The organism is Actinomycetota bacterium (genome assembly GCA_014360645.1).
In the GTDB taxonomy this organism is placed as follows: domain Bacteria; phylum Actinomycetota; class Geothermincolia; order Geothermincolales; family RBG-13-55-18; genus Solincola_B.
On record JACIXD010000005.1, the window covers coordinates 66,155 to 82,683 of the forward strand.

Genomic DNA, 16,529 nt, shown 5'->3' on the forward strand with positions numbered 1-16,529 from the left:
AGTGATCGAAGGGATAGAGATCGCGGGCTTCAGGAATTATGAACTCGCGGAATTCGTATTTCGCGAGGGAATAAACGCGATCATCGGTAACAACGGGCGAGGGAAGACCAATCTTCTCGAAGCCCTTTATTTTTCACTGCAAGGAAAACCGATGCGGGGCTCAGACGTGAAGGAGATGGTGAAAAGGGGCGCGGACTCTGCACGCCTGCGCATAAGAGCGCGCGGGGCGGTATACATGGAAAAGGGGCTGGAAATAAAGGGGGGAGGGGAAAAGAGGGAGAGCGGCTCGCTGGAGGGGTACGGGGCGGTATCGTTCCAACCCGATGACCTCTGGATGATAAAAGGGGGGCCGGAGGCGAGGCGCAGACAGCTAGACGAGGCGCTTTCGGAGATCAAGAAGGGGTATCGTGTCACCCTCAGGGAATATCATAGGGTGCTGAGGCAGAGGAACGAAGCGATAAGGGCGGCAAAAAAAGGGCTGGGGGATAGAGAGCTGCTGAGAAGCTGGAGCCCCTTGCTCTTGAGGTGGGGGACGGCGGTAGTGCGGGAGCGCGCGGAAGGGTTGGGGGAGCTGGGGGCGGAAATGGCGCGCATGGCGGACAGCTGGGGGATGGGGGAAATAAAACTGAGATATTATTCCAATATGTGGGAGGGAATAGATGAACCGGAAAAACTGACAAAGAAGGTAGAGCGGCTGGAGAACACGGAGATCGGCAGGGGTATGACCCTCATAGGGCCGCATCGCGACGAGATCGTCTTCGAGTTGGGAGGGAGAAACGCAAGGAGGGAATGTTCTCAGGGGGAACAAAAGTTGATCGCCCTGATGTGGAAGATAGCCTTGGCAAGGACGATCAAGAACAGGTCGGGGAGGGAGATAATACTGCTGGTGGACGACGCGCTGTCGGAGCTGGACAGGGAAAATCGGCGCCTGGTCGTGGAGGAGTTAAAAGAATGGAGGCAGGTATTTCTGACCCATACGGAGGACATCGAGGAGCTGGCAGGGGCGGAAAAGATCTTCCTCGATCATCCCGAAAAAAGATAAGCGTGTAGGGGCGGCTTAAAAAGATCGGATCCGGGGAGGACGATGAGGGAGATAAAAGGGATAGAAGAGTTGATGGAGGATCTCTTGGAGGAGGAGGGGACCCCGGAACTATCGGCGCTCTTGAGGATAAGAAAGGGGTGGGAAAGGATAGCGGGCGAGAGATTGGGGAGAAGGACCGTGCCGTATCGCCTGGAAGAAGGGACGCTTTATGTGGGGGCGGACTCGCACGCGACCGCCCAGGACCTTCACTACCTGGAGGAAAAGATAAAAAAGGCTGCGGGAGAGATATCGAACATGACGATAAAAAGGGTAAAAACAAAAAAGATAAACCTTAAGTAGAGATTAATATAAGCCGAGAAAAAACCCCACATCACCACACCCCAGCGGGAGCAGACGCGCGAAAGTGTACATCCGACACGAGAGACGCAGAAATTGAGATAGAGGAACACGGCCGCAGTGGGCGGATGCTATAATTTGATCATAGGAAAAGCGCAGGACTAAAGCGGCGGAAGGCGGAGAACATACGGCGTAAAGATGGAGGATAGATGACGGGAGCAACCAAAGGAGCAGAGGTATACGACGAGAGCTCTATAGCTGTATTGGAAGGCCTGGAGGCGGTAAAGAAGCGCCCCAGCATGTATATAGGCACCACCGGGCCGAGGGGGCTGCATCACCTGGTGTACGAGGTGGTGGACAACAGCATCGACGAGTGTCTCGCCGGCTTCTGTAAGAACATCTGGATCACCATACACCCCGACAACTCGGTGACCGTGGTGGACGACGGCCGAGGCATACCCGTCGGCATCATGAAGAAGCAGAACAGACCTGCCGCGGAGGTGGTGCTCACCACCCTTCACGCGGGGGGAAAGTTCGGGGGTAAGGTATACCGCGTCTCCGGGGGTCTGCACGGAGTAGGGGTGTCGGTGGTGAACGCCCTATCCAAGTGGCTGGTGCTGGAGATAGGAAGGGACGGCAAGGTCTATCAGCAGAGGTACGAAGGAGGAGCCCCGGTCACCAAGCTGGAGGTGGTGGGCAAGACCGACCGCACGGGAACCATAATCAGCTTCGCTCCCGACCCCGAGATCTTCGAGACGATCGAGTTCGACTTCGACCTCATCGCCCAGAGGATGCGGGAGACGGCATTCCTCAACCGCGGGTTGAGGATAGAGATGAGGGACGAGAGAAAGGACCCCCCGGAGGAGCTGGTCTTCCGCTACGATGGCGGGATCGTCGACTTCATCAAGCATGTGAACGCCAACAAGGATCCCCTGCACGCCAAACCCATCTACATGAGCGCGGAACAGGAAAACGCGCAGGTGGAGATATGCATGCAGTACAACAAGGGATACACGGAGAACATCTACACCTTCGCGAACAACATCAACACCCACGAGGGCGGGACTCACCTGGCCGGCTTCAAGGCGGCGCTGACGCGAGTGGTGAACGATTACGCGAGGCGCAAAGGCTTGCTCAAAGAAAAGGACGAGAACCCCATCGGCGAGGACGTGCGTGAGGGCCTGGCGGCGATCGTCAACGTGAGGCTTAGGGAGCCGCAGTTCGAGGGACAGACCAAGACCAAGCTGGGAAACACCGAGATCAAGGGATTCGTGGAGAGCACCGTCAACGCCAGGTTGGCGGAATGGCTGGAGGAGAACCCGAGCGACGCCCGCGCCATCGTCAACAAGATCCTGGGGGCCTCCAAGGCCAGGCTGGCGGCGAGGCACGCGCGAGAACTGACGCGCCGCAAGAGCCTCCTCGAGAGCACCTCCCTGCCCGGGAAGCTGGCAGACTGCACCATGAAAGACCCCTCCCTGTGCGAGATATACCTCGTGGAGGGAGACTCCGCGGGAGGCTCCGCGAAGCAGGCGAGAGACAGGCGGTTCCAGGCCATCCTGCCCCTCAAAGGGAAGATACTGAACGTGGAGAAGGCCAGGCTGCACAAGATCCTCAACAACAGCGAGATACAGGCCATCGTCTCCGCGGCGGGAACGGGCATCGGGGAGGAGTTCGACCTTTCCAAGGCGCGTTACCACAAGGCGATCATCATGACCGACGCCGACGTGGACGGAGCCCACATCCGGACCCTCATCCTCACCTTCTTCTTCCGGTACATGCAGGAGATGATAGAGGCGGGCTACGTGTACATCGCGCAGCCGCCCCTCTACCGCCTGAGCGTGGACAAGAAAGACTACTACGCCTACAACGACGCGGAGCTCGAGGAGCTCACCAAACGTTTCGGGGGCAGGAAATACGAGATCCAGCGCTACAAAGGCCTCGGCGAGATGAACGCCGAGCAGCTCTGGGAGACGACCATGAACCCGGAGAAACGCGTCCTGCTGCAGGTGACCCTCGAGGACGCCCTGGTGGCCGACGAGATATTCAACACCCTCATGGGAGACGACGTCGAGGCCAGGCGCCAGTTCATCCAGAAGCACGCCACCAACGTGCGCTTCCTGGACATCTAGTCGGAAACGGCTGCGTTCGGCGGCGACACAAGGAGAGGAAAAATGGTACAGGCCCTTGCCGGAAAAGTTAAACCGGTGGAGATCGACGAGGAGATGCGGCGTTCCTACATCGATTACGCCATGAGCGTGATCGTGGGCAGGGCGCTACCGGACGTCAGGGACGGGCTGAAGCCGGTGCACCGCAGGATCCTCTACGGCATGTACGAGCAGGGCCTGCTCCCCAACCGCCCGCACCGCAAATCGGCCAGGGTGGTGGGAGACGTGATGGGGAAATATCACCCTCACGGGGACGCCGCCATCTACGAGACGCTGGTACGCATGGCGCAGGACTTCTCCTCCCGCTACGAGCTGGTGGACGGACACGGCAACTTCGGCTCGGTGGACGGGGACAGCCCCGCGGCCATGCGCTACACCGAGGCCAGGCTCTCGCCCATAAGCCTGGAGATGTTGCGCGACATCGAGAAAGAGACGGTGGACTTCGTCCCCAACTACGACGAGTCCCTTCAGGAACCCTCGGTGCTGCCGTCTCGTTTCCCCAACCTGCTCGCCAACGGCTCGTCGGGCATCGCGGTGGGCATGTCCACCAACATACCCCCCCACAACCTGGGAGAGATAATCGACGCCGCCATCGCGGTGATCAAAGACCCGGAGGTGGAGACCGCCGAGCTCATGAAGCTGGTGAAGGGCCCCGATTTTCCCACCGGGGGTATGGTGATGGGGCTGGAGGGACTGAAGAGCGCCTATGAGACGGGGCGCGGCGTGATAAGGGTGAGGGGGAAGGCCCACGTCGAGCAGAGCAAGTCCGGAAAATCGAGCATCGTCATCACCGAGATACCCTACCAGGTGAACAAGGCCAGGCTCACGGAGCGCATCGCGGAGCTGGTGCGCGAGAAGAAACTGGTGGGCGTGTCCGACCTGCGCGATGAGAGCGACCGCGCGGGCATGCGGCTGGTGGTGGAGCTGCGCAAGGAGAGCGTCCCCCAGGTGGTCCTCAACCAGCTTTACAAGCACACGCAGCTCCAGGAGTCCTTCGGCATCATCATGATCGCCCTGGTGGGAGGCGTTCCACGCCTCATGGGCCTGAAGGAGCTGCTCTCGCAGTACGTCGCCCACCAGATAGAGGTGGTCACCAGGCGCACGCGCTTCGATCTGGACAAGGCGGAAAAGAGGGCCCATATCCTCGAGGGGCTGCTCATCGCCCTCTCCCACCTCGACGAGGTGATCGCGCTCATCCGCGCCTCCCGCACCGTGCAGAACGCCAAGGACGGCCTGATGAAGAAGTTCAAGCTCAGCGAGGAGCAGGCCCAGGCCATCCTGGACATGAGGCTGCAGCGGCTGACGGGGCTGGAGAGGGAAAAGGTGAAGGAAGAGCACAAAGAGCTCAAGAAAGAGATCGCCCGCCTCAAGGAGATCCTCGCGGACGAGAGCAAGTTGCGGGCCATCATCGTGGAGGAGCTGGAGGCCATCAAGAAGCGCTTCGCGGATCCCAGGAGAACGGAGATCGTCCCCGACTACGAGGACCTGGAGGTGGAGGACCTCATCGCGGACGAGGAGGTGGTGGTGACCATCACCCACTCCGGTTACGTGAAGAGGCTGCCCATCAACACCTACCGCATCCAGAGGAGGGGGGGGCGCGGGGTGGTGGGCATGAACCTCAAGGAGGGCGATTTCGTGGAGCACCTCTTCGTCTCCTCCACCCACCACTACATCCACTTCTTCTCCAACCGCGGCAAGGCCTACCGCCTCAAGGTGTACGAGCTCCCCGAGGGATCAAGGGCGGCCCGCGGTCAGGCCTTGGTGAACCTGTTGCCCCTCTCCTCGGGGGAGAAGATATGCTCGGTCATCGCAACCCGGGATTACCCCGAGGGCGCCTACCTGGTGATGGCCACCAGGAAGGGTATGGTGAAAAAGACGCCCTTCAAACTATATGACACCCCGCGAAAGGACGGCATCATAGCCATCAGCCTGTTAGAGGACGACGAGGTCATAGACACCAGGCTGACCGACGGCAAGAGCGACCTGGTGATGGTCACTCGCAACGGGCAAGCCATCAGGTTCCCGGAGTCGGATTGCCGGCCCATGGGGAGGGACACGCGAGGCGTCAAGGGCATGACCCTGGTGGGCGACGACGAGGTCATCGCTATGGGCATCGCGGCCGAGGACGCGGACCTCTTCGTCATCACCGAGCTCGGCTACGGCAAGAGGACCGCCGTATCGAAGTATCCCCGTCACCGACGGGGAGGGAAGGGGGTCCGCACCATCTCCTTCGCGGGGGGGAAGGGGCTGCTGGTGGGAGCCCGCGTGGTGAAGGAGAACCAGGAGCTGATGGCCATCTCGGTGGACGGGGTGGTGATCCGGGTGGCGGTGGAGGACATCTCGCGCCAGGGGCGCGCCACCCAGGGCGTGAGGGTGATGAGGCTTTCGGAGAGCGACCGGGTCGCCTCCATAGCCCAGCTCGCCACCCGCGAAGGGTTGCCCGAGGACGGCGAGGAAGAGGTCGAGGGAGCGGAGCCCGGGGAAGCGGCGGGAGAGCTCGAGTAAGGGAGGCGAAGCAAGCGCTCCTGAGCCTCCGTGATCGCCCTCGAGCAGGGACGCGCGGAAGGCTCGCGGGCAGGCACGAGCACCGTCGAGAGCGAGGCCAGGCACGCGCGGTGGCGCCGCGAACGGGGGAACCATGAGACCCTTCGAGCTGGTGGAACACACCTCGGACGTGGGCATACGCGCCCGGGGAGGCAGCCTGGGCGAGGCGTTCGGGAACTGTGCCCTGGGCATGATGTCCCTCATGCTGGACCCGGGGAAGGTGCGGCACGAGAGAAGGGTGAGGATAGAAGCGGAGGCGGAAGACCCCGAGGCGCTCCTGGTGGCCTGGCTTTCCGAGATACTGTTCAGGGTGGAAGCGGAGGGCTTCGCCTTCGCGCGGTTCGAGGACGTTGAGCCGGGGGAAGGGAAAGTCGCGGGGTGGGGGTGGGGGGAGCCCCTGGACCCCGAAAGGCACGACCTCAGGATAGAGGTGAAGGCCCCCACCTACCACGGGCTGGAGCTGAGGGAGGAGAACGGGGTTTGGGTGGCGCAGGTGATCTTCGACGTGTGAGAGCGCCGCGGCGAGGCGACCTGACGAAGGGGCGGAGAAGATGGCATTTCTCGAATACCTGAAGGAATTGGATGAATTTACCTGGGAGATCCCGCGCGAAGCCCAGGAGGGCATGCGCGTCCCCGGGATCGTCTTCGCGGACCGCGCCCTGCTGGAGAAAGCGGACGCGGACAACGCGCTCCAGCAGGTGGCCAACGTGGCCTGCCTGCCGGGCATCGTGAGGGCCTCCCTGGCCATGCCGGACATCCATTGGGGGTACGGGTTTCCCATCGGGGGCGTGGCGGCGACGGACGCGGAAGAGGGAGTGGTCTCCCCAGGTGGCGTGGGCTACGACATCTCCTGCGGGGTACGACTGATCAAGACCACGCTCTCCTACCGCGAGGCGGCGGGGAAGATGCAAGAGGTGCTCGACCTGCTGGAGGCGGGGGTCCCCAAAGGGTTGGGGACGAAGGGGAGGCTGCGCATCGAGCGCAGGGAGATGGAGCGCATGATGGCGAAGGGGGCCAGGGAGCTGGTGGCCCGCGGCATAGGCTGGGAGGAAGACCTGGAGGCCATGGAGGAAGAGGGATGCTACCCCGGGGCGGATCCCTCGCGGGTGAGCGAAAAGGCCTATGCGCGCGGGCGGGATCAGGTGGGCACCCTGGGAGCTGGAAACCATTTTTTGGAAATACAGGTCGTGGATGAGGTCTATCCTCTCGCGGAGCGACTCGGTCTCTTCCCCGATCAGGTGGTGGTGATGGTGCACTCGGGATCCCGCGGGATGGGTCATCAGATCTGCACCGACTACATCCAGCTCATGGGTTCCTCGCTCGCCCGGTACGGCTACCGCCTGCCGGACCGACAGCTGGTCTGCGCCCCCGTGGATTCCCGCGAGGGAAGTGACTACCTGGCGGCCATGGCCTGCGCGGCAAACTTCGCCATGTGCAACCGCGAGGCCATCACCCACTGGGTCCGCGAATGCTTCGAACGTGCCTTTGGGGCAGGCGCGCGGTCGCTGGGAATGGAGGTGCTCTACGACGTATCGCACAACCTTGCGAAGATCGAGGAGCACGAGGTGGAGGGAAGTAAGAGGCGGTTGCTGGTGCACCGCAAGGGGGCCACTCGCGCTTTCCCGGCGAGCCGGCCCGAGGTGGCGGAGAGGTATTCCCGCACCGGACAGCCGGTGATAATCCCCGGGGACATGGGCAGTCACTCCTATGTGCTGGTGGGCACGGAGGAGGCGCTGCGTAAGAGCTTCGGCTCCACCTGCCACGGCGCCGGAAGACAGCTGAGCCGCAAGGCGGCGAAAAAGAAGGTGAGGGGGGAAGAGCTTAGACGCCGGCTGGAGGAGAGCGGGATAATGGTGCGCGCCGGGCACCCGGCAGGCCTGGCCGAGGAGGCGCCGGAGGCCTACAAGGACGTGCGCGAGGTGGTGGAGATATGCGAAGGAGCGGGGCTCTCGCGCAGGGTGGCCCGCACGCGGCCGGTGGCGGTGATGAAGGGTTGAGAGGCGCGGGAAGGCGCGCGGCGACCGGGGCGCTGGCGGCAGCGGCGGCGCTGGCGCTCGGCCTGGTCGCGGGCTGCGGGGGCGGCGGGGAGGCGCTGTCTCCGCGCGAGAGGTCCATGCGCAGCACCTACGAGGGTCGCTACCAGGTCAAAACACTGGAGGACGGGAAGACGCGGGGGGTGGGAGTCTTCGACCGCGGCTCCTTCCGCATCGTGGCGGAGGAGAACAACCAGGTGATCATCTATAACCGGGAGACGGAGGAGGGCTGGCTGATAAGGCTGGCGCAGAGGACCTACGAGCCCATAAGCCGCGAGGACGCCCTCTACCGCGCGGGGTTCATGCCGGACATCACCATGAAGGCCTACTTCGACCTCGAACAGTTCTGGGACGGCCTGGAGTTCCGCATGGACACCTCCGACGGCAGGTCTATCCGGGCGGGCGCCGGCGGACCCGAGGGCCTGCCCGATTTCTGGAGGGCGGAGCAGGGCGGCAGGGTTTTGAAGGAGATACGGTGGGAATACCGGCGCGTGGGAGAGGTATCCCCGGCCAACTTCCAGCTCCCCGAGGGATTGAACCCGCGCCCCCGGGGTTGAGGCGTCCAGGCGCACGACCGCGCGCCATCATCCCCCGGAACCCACATCTCCGGGGACGAAGCGCACGGAAGGGGAGCGGATGGAAGCCCGAGCCCCTGGGTCCCTGTAACGCGGGAGGAGCCGGCAGCGGATGCCGGGAACGAAAGGGCAAAGACTAAAGCCCGCCTCGGCGGCTATCAGTTTTTTCGATTGCGACCTCTGCCGGGACACAGGGAAAGAACGGGCTGATACCGAGGCCCGCCTCCCAGCGCTGTGGAGATGGACGCCGGAGAAAAACCCCGCCCGATTGTCACGAGGCATACAACATATGGGGTTGTAGAGGCTTAATTTCCACAACATATTGTTGAATGTGTGCATAAGGAGGCCGTCTCCGACATTGCGGCGCCGGGACCCGCAGGCGCCGCGGCCCGGCCGTCAGGGGGGTGGACTCGCCGCCCACCACCCCCCCGCCCCGGCTGATCCGGGAAGAACTCCTTGGTGTGAAAAGACGTGGGGAGAGAGCCAGGCTTTCCGGGCCAGGGCTTCGGACCTTCCTCTAGGGATATGCAGCCGAGGAGCCGAGCGAGATGGTCGACGGACGGCATCACCGGTAAGATCGCGCGAGACCACACCATGGCAGGGGGCATCTCGCCCCCGGGGAGTTGCTGGCCCCGCTAATGGAGTAAAGCGGGGGTGGAGCCCATGCGTCCGCGATGCAGAGAACCGGCATAAATCACATCTACAATTACGCGGGACCTCACCAGGGCCTCTGATACCACGCCCCCGCGGAGTCTACGGCAGAATGGTTCGAAGGCAGCAAGGATATGGTGTATGTGTCCACGATGCAGAGAACCGGCTCGGTTTCTTGTGCCCGGGCAAGCTTGGGGCTATAATTCTTTTCTGCGAGGGCCTATAGCTCAGTCGGTTAGAGCGCACGCCTGATAAGCGTGAGGTCACTGGTTCAAATCCAGTTAGGCCCACCAGCGATCAGGGCCCGGGGGCCGCAAGGCACCCGGGCTTTTCCTTCTGCCACCATTTGTCGTCGCTGCGGGGTAGTATCGAGCCGAAGGGTAATGTCTCTCTCCCGGACGCGGGCTTAGGCGATGCGCGGCCTGGCCCCCGGCGGCAGGGGCCGGAGAGGCCGGGTCCCGGAGGAAAAGCGGCGGGGGAAAAGAAGAATAGATAAGGGAGAGAAGGGCGAGACGAACGGGAGGAAGGGTTGTCTAAACAGCTCATCAAGGACCTTGAGCCGGGGGACGAGGTGAGGAGCGCCTTTGTGGTCACGCGCAAGGAGGTACGCAAGACGCGGGCGGGGGCGCCGTACCTGGCCCTGGAACTGGTCGACAAGAGCGGGCGCATAGAGGCCAGGATGTGGGACGGCGTCAACCGTTACAAGGACGCCTTCTCCGAGAAGGACTACGTGGCGGTGAGCGGCCGGGTGGAGAAATACCGCGACCAGCTGCAGGTGGTGGTGGACTCCCTTCGCCGGTGCAGCGATGACGAGGTGGACACGGCGGATTTCCTGCGCGTGGTGGAGACCGACCGCGCGGCCCTGGAGGGAGAGCTGCGGGCGGCCGCGGAGGAGGTGCGAGAGCCTCACCTGCGGGCACTGCTGCTCGCTTTCCTCAACGACGCGTCGTTCATGCGCAGGTTCACCGCCGCGCCTGCTGCCAAGAACTACCATCATCCATATCTGGGCGGGCTGCTCGAACACACCGCGACCACGGTGCGCATCTGCCGCCTGCTCTGCGACCTCTACCCCGATGTGGACCGCGACCTGCTGGTGTCCGCGGCCACCCTCCACGACATCGGCAAGATAGAGGAGCTGGACTTCGAGCGCGCCATCGACTACACCGACGCCGGCCGCTTCCTGGGACACCTCATGCTCTCGGACGAGATGATCCGGGAACGCATGGCCGGGATACCCGGGTTTCCTCCCGATCTCGCCATGCGGCTGCGGCACGCCGTCCTCAGCCATCACGGCGAGCTGGAATGGGGATCTCCCAAGCGACCCAAGACCCTGGAGGCGGTGGTGCTACACCACGTCGACAACCTCGACGCCAAGATCAACAGCTTCCGGGAGATCGTGAGCCGGGCGGGCGATTCCGATTCTCCGTGGACGGACATGAAGAACCTCTTCAAGCGTCCCCTATACGCGCCCAGGTCAATGAGCCAGGAGATGGAGCTGAACCTGGAGGAGGAGGTCCCCCGCTGACCCCCCGGCGGGCGCGGTGGTATCCGTGGCCTATGCGCGCGCCCGCCCATCCCCCGCCCCGCGTGAACGGAGGCGCCGCAGACCGTGGCTCACCCGCCCCGACCTCGACTCCAGGATCCGCGCGGCGGCATCGAGTCCCTTGCGAAGCAGGCGCAGCTCCTCCTCGTCCAGGGGATCGGCGCCGTATCTGACGCGCTCGAAGAGCTCCGTCTCGCGGGCGATGTCCAGCCCCGGCGCCAGCTCCCGCAGCGCGGCGGCGAACTCCTCCGCCGTCTGGCTCGGCGATCGCGAGATGCCCAGCCCTTCCACGCGCTGGAGAAAGCCCCGCATGGCCTCGATGCCGTCGGCGCCGCCGCGCAGGAAACGGGTCGCGGAGCGCTTTCTCCGGCGCGCCATCCCGGCACAGGGGAGGGCGGAGAGCAGCAGGGCGAGGATCAGGGGAGCCCACGGGGCCTCCCTCACCGAGTAAAGGAAGCCCGACGCGAGTGCCGATGCCCCGGAGACCAGGGCGGAGAAAAAGCCCTTTGCCGCGGACCGCAGGGCGGGAGGGAAAAGGGCGGAAAGGCTGCGTCCCACCCAGGAAAAGAACTCGCCGAAGACCCAGAGCCCGCCCGAGCCCTCGCCGGGATCGGGAAGGGAGAAGCTCGGGGTGGGCTCTCGCGTGACCCAGCCGATGCCCTCGAGGTAGATCTCCACCCAGGCATGGGCGTCGCGCAGGCGCACCTCGTAGAGCCCCGTGAAAGGATTGTATTCCCCGGTGGAATATCCGGTGACCACGCGAGCGGGGATGCCCGCGAGGCGGCAGAGCACCGCGTAGGCGCTGGCGAAGTGCTCGCAATAACCCGCCCCGGCGTCGAAGAGGAAGTGGTCCACGGCATCCCTGCCCCGGGGGAGCGGCGGAACGTCCAAGGAGTAGCGATAGTTCTCCCGCAGGTAGTCCTCTATGGCCAGAGCGCGCTGGAAGGGCCCGGCCCCGGCGGGCACGATCTCCCGCGCCAGCTCGACCACGCGCTCCGGGAGGGGCGGCAGCTCCAGGTAGGGGAGAGAGGCGCCCTCCGCCACCTCAGGGGTGGAGGCGGCCAGGCGGTCGCCGGGTGCGTTGTAACTGGAGATCACGCTGTACACCAGCCCCTGGTCGAGCTCGAAGGGGCTCTTGAGCCCCGAGGCGTCGCGGTAGATGAAGTCGGCGGGGAAATACACCGTGGCGGGCCGGAAGGCGGCGAAGACCACGCTGGGCTGCTCGCGCTCCACGTAGAAGGTCTGGATGACGGAACGGGAGCCCAGATGCGCTTCCGCCGGGGGATATTCTATCTCGAAGGGCTGCTCGGGGGTCCGCAGGCGTTCGGGCTCCTCCTCGGCTGCCAGCCAGGAATAGCCGTTGTAGGAGACGAAGGACATGCCTCTCCAGTACGCCGGTTCCGTGGAGCGCACCTTCATCACCAGGCCGTCGGCCAGCCTGCCCCGGACGCGCAGGTCCAGGTAGGGACTGAAGCCGAAATAGGCCTCGGGGTTCACCTGCACGGGGTTTTCGGGCGGCCTGAAGGGAAGCCCAGGATAGCCGGGGTTGGAGAAGGCGTAGGAGCCGGAGGAGGGAGCCGCGCGGCGCAGGGAGAAGGGCAGCGAGCGCAGGTAGCTGGCGTTGACGCGGGGCATGAAAGCCCCCACCGCCAGGCCGGCCAGGGCAATGGCGGCGGTCAGGGCCGAGAGCATGGCCAGCATGCCCTTGAGGGTGGGAGGACGGACGGCGGCACGCTGGGGCCGGGAGGAGAGGAGGCAAAGGCGCGAATGCTGGATGAAGTACAAAGCGGGGAGGGCCGCCGAGAGCCAGGCCAGGACCACCAGGCCGTAGGAGGCGGAGAGGGCGTAGGAGCCGGCCAGGGCCATGAGGATGAGCGAGCTCACCAGGGACAGCAACAGGTCCTTGGCGCGCGGCAGGTCGAAGCTGTGCAGCACCTGCACCCACACGAACAGCTCCGCGAGGGGGATACGGGGGTCGTACGGCTGGAGATAGACCTGGCGAAGAAAGGAGACCAGGGCTGCCAGGGTCAGGCCCATGATCACCAGCTTGACCGGGATGTTCGGCCGGTAGCGCCTCCACCAGCTGGAAACATATCCCAGGGTGAGGAGAGTGATGGAGAAAACCGATACCCGCGGCGAAGTCACCCCCTGCTGGGACAGGGCCACGAGGGAGATGCACACCGCCGCCCATACCGCTATGCGGAGCGGAAGGGAGTCCTCTACCTCGCGGGGGGCATTGAGTCTGCGAAGATAATCAAGGGCTCTTCCAGGCATTTCCTTATATCCTCACCTTTCCGGTAAAAGGACACGCTGTGGAGGCCGGCGAAAGGACGGCGGCTCAACGCCTCCAGGAGCTGGAGCGGCGAAGGACGGGGGAGGCGGTTTCTGCCGTCGGCGGCATGCGAGCCGGCATCTATGAGCACCAGCGACACGCGGCACATGGGGGGGAGGACATGCGCCAGGCCCTCGCGGTCCAGGTCCGCCGCGGGGGTGACGCAGCAGAGGAAACATCCGGGGGTGAGCTCGCGTCCCAGCAGCCTAGCCTGGTCCGCGAGTCCCGCGGCCCCCTGGGGCGTGAGGGCCGCGAGCCAGCGCAGGGCTTCCGGAAAGGTCCTCACCCGCAGGGTGTCAAGGGAGCCGTCGCGGGCGGCGGCCATGGCCACGGGATGCCCGGCATGGAGGGCGTAGCGCGCCACGCTGGCGGCGAGGCGAGCTGAGGAATCAAGGACCTCGCCGGCGGCTTCCGGCCCGCCCTCTGCCCGGTTGTCCACCAGGATGAGCAGGGGAGCTCCCGTCTCGTGCTCGAACTCCCGCACCACCAGCTCACCGCGGCGCGCCGTGGTCCTCCAGTGCACGTGGCGCAGGGGATCGCCGGCGCGGTATTCCCGCACCCCGTAGAACTCGGAGCCGCCGCCCTTGCTGGAAACCTCCTGCAGGGTCCTCTGGGGGTAGAGGAAGGAGTCCACGAGGGGGAGGCTCCCCAGCTCCACGTAGCCGGGCAGCACGGTAAGACACGAAGACACCCGAGCCCTTGCCGCATGCCGCGACAGGCCGATTATGCCCTCGGAATAGAAATAGGCAGGCCAGTCCCGGTAGATGCCGCGCCGCAGTCCCCCCCGCTGGTAGGTTATGGTAACCGTCTCGCCACCCCCGATGCGCGGCACCAGGAAAGCAGCCCTACCGCCGGACTCGGAGGGGGAAGGGCCGCGCGGAGGAGAGGGGTCGCGCAGGTATTCCGCCAGGGACTTGCCCGGCGCGCGCAGCCTCGGCTTGCGCCTGGGGTGCCCGGCGCGGGGATCCTCGTCGATGACCTCCAGAAGGTGGCGGGAGAGGCGGCCGCGGTTACGCACCTCGAGGGTCACCCCCAGCAGAGAGCCCTCCACCACCTCCGAAAGGTGGGCGCGCTGCAGGGAGAGGTTCCTCACCTGCAGCGCCGACGCCGCCCAGGAGACCAGGAGGGCGGCGAGGAGAAGCCCCGCCAGCCAGAACATCCAGCCCGACTGGGAGTTGACCCCGATGAGCACCATGGTGAGGGAGAGGGCCATCACCAGCAGGGAGCGGGAGAAGAACAAGGCGACCTCCTAGACCACGGGGACCGGGATGCGCTCCACGAGGCGGAGGACCAACTCTCGCGCGTCCTCGGGGCCCAGGGAACGGGAAGCGGGGATGACGCGGTGCGCGAGCACCGGCATCGCCAGCGCCTTGACGTCGTCGGGGACGACGAAATCCCTGCCGGAGAGGAAAGCGCGGGCCTGTGCAGCCCGCATCAGGAAGACGGAGCCCCGCGGGCTGGCCCCGAGGACCAAGCCGCCGTCCTCGCGCGTGGCGCGCACCAGGCTGACGGCATATGAGAGGACGTCCGGGTCCACGCGCACGGAGCGCGCGGCGCGCTGGAGGCGGGGGAGCTCCTCCGCCTGCAGTACCGGGCGCAGGCCGGACACCGGGTGCTCCTCCAGCTGGCCGGCCACCACCGCGCGCTCCGTCTCCTCCGTGGGATAGCCCAGAGTCAGGCTCATGCAGAAGCGGTCGAGCTGGCCCTCGGGGAGGGGGTAGGTGCCATGGTATTCGACCGGGTTCTGGGTGGCGATGACGAAAAAGGGGCGGGGCAGCGGGTAGGCGACCCCGTCCGCCGTGACCTGGCCCTCGTCCATGGCCTCGAGGAGGCTGGACTGCGTGCGCGGGGTGGCGCGGTTTATCTCGTCCGCCAGCACCACGTTGGCGAAGATGGGGCCGGGGCGGAACTCGAACTCCGAAGTCTTCTGGTTGAACACCGCGGTCCCCGTTATATCCGAGGGCAGGAGGTCGGGCGTGAACTGTATGCGGCGGTAGGTGCCGGAGACGGAGAGCGCCAGGGAGCGGGCGAGCATGGTCTTGCCCACCCCCGGGACGTCCTCGATCAGCAGGTGGCCTCCGCTGAGCAGGGCGATAACCGCCAGGTCCACCTGTGCATCCTTGCCCAGTATCACCCGGCGGATGTTCTCCGCCAGCGCGGCGGCACGCGCCACCAGGCCTTCTTCCTCGCCGCTGAACGTCATCGCCCCTCCCGCTCCGCGAGACAACGACTCACAACTCTATATATCGAGCATATTGCGCCGCATGTTAACAGACAACGACGCCCGTCATGTCGCGGGGGGAAGCAGGTCCGGGGTTTCCCGGGTCCGGAAGGGACAGGAGCCCCGTCATCTGGGGTAAAATGCGTGTTGAGAGGAAAGGGAGGGCGCCGAGGAGGAGCACGGTGGCGGAGGACGCATACGCCTCCCCGTTCTTTCAGCGGGAGAGGCTGGCCTTACCCCCAGGCGGACCGCGCCTGGGCGCGGAAGGGGCGCTGGTGGAGCTGGCCGGCAGGGACAGCGTGGCGGCGGCAGCGGCGCTGGCGCGCGAGGGGCGGCTGCACAGGATACTCCCGGTGATAGCCTATACCGGCACGGAGTTCGGCGAGATGTCCTCCCTGGCGCGTGCCGAGGAGAGGATGCGCCGGGCGCTCGCTCCCTTCGGTGTGGAGGTCTTGGAGGCGGCGGTGGTGGGCTCGCCCCTGTGGTGGCGTGCGGTGGTGGGCCGGCCCAACACCGTGCTCGCGAGGCGCTACGGTCCCTGGCACATCTGCGTTGGATGCCACATGTACCTGCACGCCTGCCGCGTTCCCGCCGCCTGGAGCACGGGGGCGGCGCGCCTGGTGGCAGGGGAGAGGCTGAGGCACGGCGGCAGGGTGAAAGTCAACCAGACCGGTGAGGCGGTGGAGGCATACCGGCGCGTCCTGGGGACGTGCGGCGTAGAGCTGGAGCTTCCCCTGCTGCGCCTGGACGATGAGGAGGCCATCGTCTCGCTGGCCGGCGACTGGCGCGAGGGGGAAGAACAGCCCGAATGCGTCATGGCCGGCAACTACCGGCGCATGGACGGGAGCGCGGACCTCGATCCAGCCGCCCTCCGGGCATATCTCGAGGAATACCTGGTTCCGGTCACCCTGCGCATCCTCGATGAACTCAAGGAGGGCGGGACTGCGGACTACGAGGAGGCGGTGAGGGAGGTCCTGCGCGGGTGAGGCGGGGCGGCTGCGACAGTGGAAAGGCGGAACAGGAGAGCGAGGAATATCCATATATTTACATAGAACCGGCGGGGTCGCCGGCGCGCGTCCGGCCGGTA

General features: G+C 65.1%; 12 protein-coding genes and 1 tRNA gene. 10 read left to right on the top strand and 3 right to left on the bottom strand.

The annotated features are described in order from the left end of the window. Position 1 precedes the first annotated feature (1 nt). The 9 genes from recF to H5T74_05710 all read left to right on the top strand — a co-directional run bounded on the left by recF (position 2) and on the right by H5T74_05710 (position 10,871). Positions 2-1,042: a DNA replication and repair protein RecF gene (gene recF, locus H5T74_05670; GenBank protein ID MBC7229862.1), complete on the top strand. Its 1,041-nt coding sequence runs from the start codon at positions 2-4 to the stop codon at positions 1,040-1,042. A 42-nt stretch (positions 1,043-1,084) separates the two neighbouring features. Beyond that, complete coding sequence (locus tag H5T74_05675; protein ID MBC7229863.1) at positions 1,085-1,381, top strand: DUF721 domain-containing protein; 297 nt, start codon at positions 1,085-1,087, stop codon at positions 1,379-1,381. Between the two features lie 206 nt (positions 1,382-1,587). Then, positions 1,588-3,507 (top strand): DNA topoisomerase (ATP-hydrolyzing) subunit B, encoded by a 1,920-nt coding sequence (gyrB, locus tag H5T74_05680; GenBank protein MBC7229864.1) that lies wholly within the window; start codon positions 1,588-1,590, stop codon positions 3,505-3,507. 42 nt (positions 3,508-3,549) lie between these two features. Beyond that, positions 3,550-6,048: a DNA gyrase subunit A gene (gene gyrA, locus H5T74_05685; protein MBC7229865.1), complete on the top strand. Its 2,499-nt coding sequence runs from the start codon at positions 3,550-3,552 to the stop codon at positions 6,046-6,048. A 133-nt stretch (positions 6,049-6,181) separates the two neighbouring features. Continuing rightward, positions 6,182-6,598, top strand: a complete 417-nt coding sequence (locus H5T74_05690) for an archease (GenBank protein ID MBC7229866.1) — start codon at positions 6,182-6,184, stop codon at positions 6,596-6,598. 40 nt (positions 6,599-6,638) lie between these two features. Further along, positions 6,639-8,084 (top strand): RtcB family protein, encoded by a 1,446-nt coding sequence (locus H5T74_05695; protein ID MBC7229867.1) that lies wholly within the window; start codon positions 6,639-6,641, stop codon positions 8,082-8,084. Next, entirely contained in the window at positions 8,081-8,677 is a 597-nt protein-coding gene (locus tag H5T74_05700) for a hypothetical protein (GenBank protein MBC7229868.1), read from the top strand. The genes H5T74_05695 and H5T74_05700 overlap by 4 nt, the downstream gene beginning before the upstream one ends. A gap of 885 nt (positions 8,678-9,562) precedes the next feature. Further along, positions 9,563-9,639, top strand: a tRNA-Ile gene (locus H5T74_05705). Positions 9,640-9,875: 236 nt separating this feature from the next. Then, a complete protein-coding gene (locus tag H5T74_05710; protein ID MBC7229869.1) occupies positions 9,876-10,871 on the top strand; it encodes an HD domain-containing protein in 996 nt (331 codons plus the stop codon). Between the two features lie 30 nt (positions 10,872-10,901). Here H5T74_05710 and H5T74_05715 read toward each other — a convergent pair whose 3' ends face one another. The 3 genes from H5T74_05715 to H5T74_05725 are packed head-to-tail and all read right to left on the bottom strand — an operon-like array spanning position 10,902 to position 15,424. Continuing rightward, positions 10,902-13,163, bottom strand: a complete 2,262-nt coding sequence (locus H5T74_05715) for a transglutaminase domain-containing protein (GenBank protein ID MBC7229870.1) — start codon at positions 13,161-13,163, stop codon at positions 10,902-10,904. Beyond that, complete coding sequence (locus tag H5T74_05720) at positions 13,109-14,461, bottom strand: DUF58 domain-containing protein (protein MBC7229871.1); 1,353 nt, start codon at positions 14,459-14,461, stop codon at positions 13,109-13,111. The genes H5T74_05715 and H5T74_05720 overlap by 55 nt, the downstream gene beginning before the upstream one ends. Positions 14,462-14,470: 9 nt before the next feature. Then, complete coding sequence (locus H5T74_05725) at positions 14,471-15,424, bottom strand: MoxR family ATPase (protein ID MBC7229872.1); 954 nt, start codon at positions 15,422-15,424, stop codon at positions 14,471-14,473. Positions 15,425-15,624: 200 nt separating this feature from the next. Between H5T74_05725 and H5T74_05730 the strand changes: the two genes are divergently transcribed. After that, positions 15,625-16,428 (top strand): hypothetical protein, encoded by an 804-nt coding sequence (locus H5T74_05730; protein ID MBC7229873.1) that lies wholly within the window; start codon positions 15,625-15,627, stop codon positions 16,426-16,428. Positions 16,429-16,529: the final 101 nt, after the last annotated feature.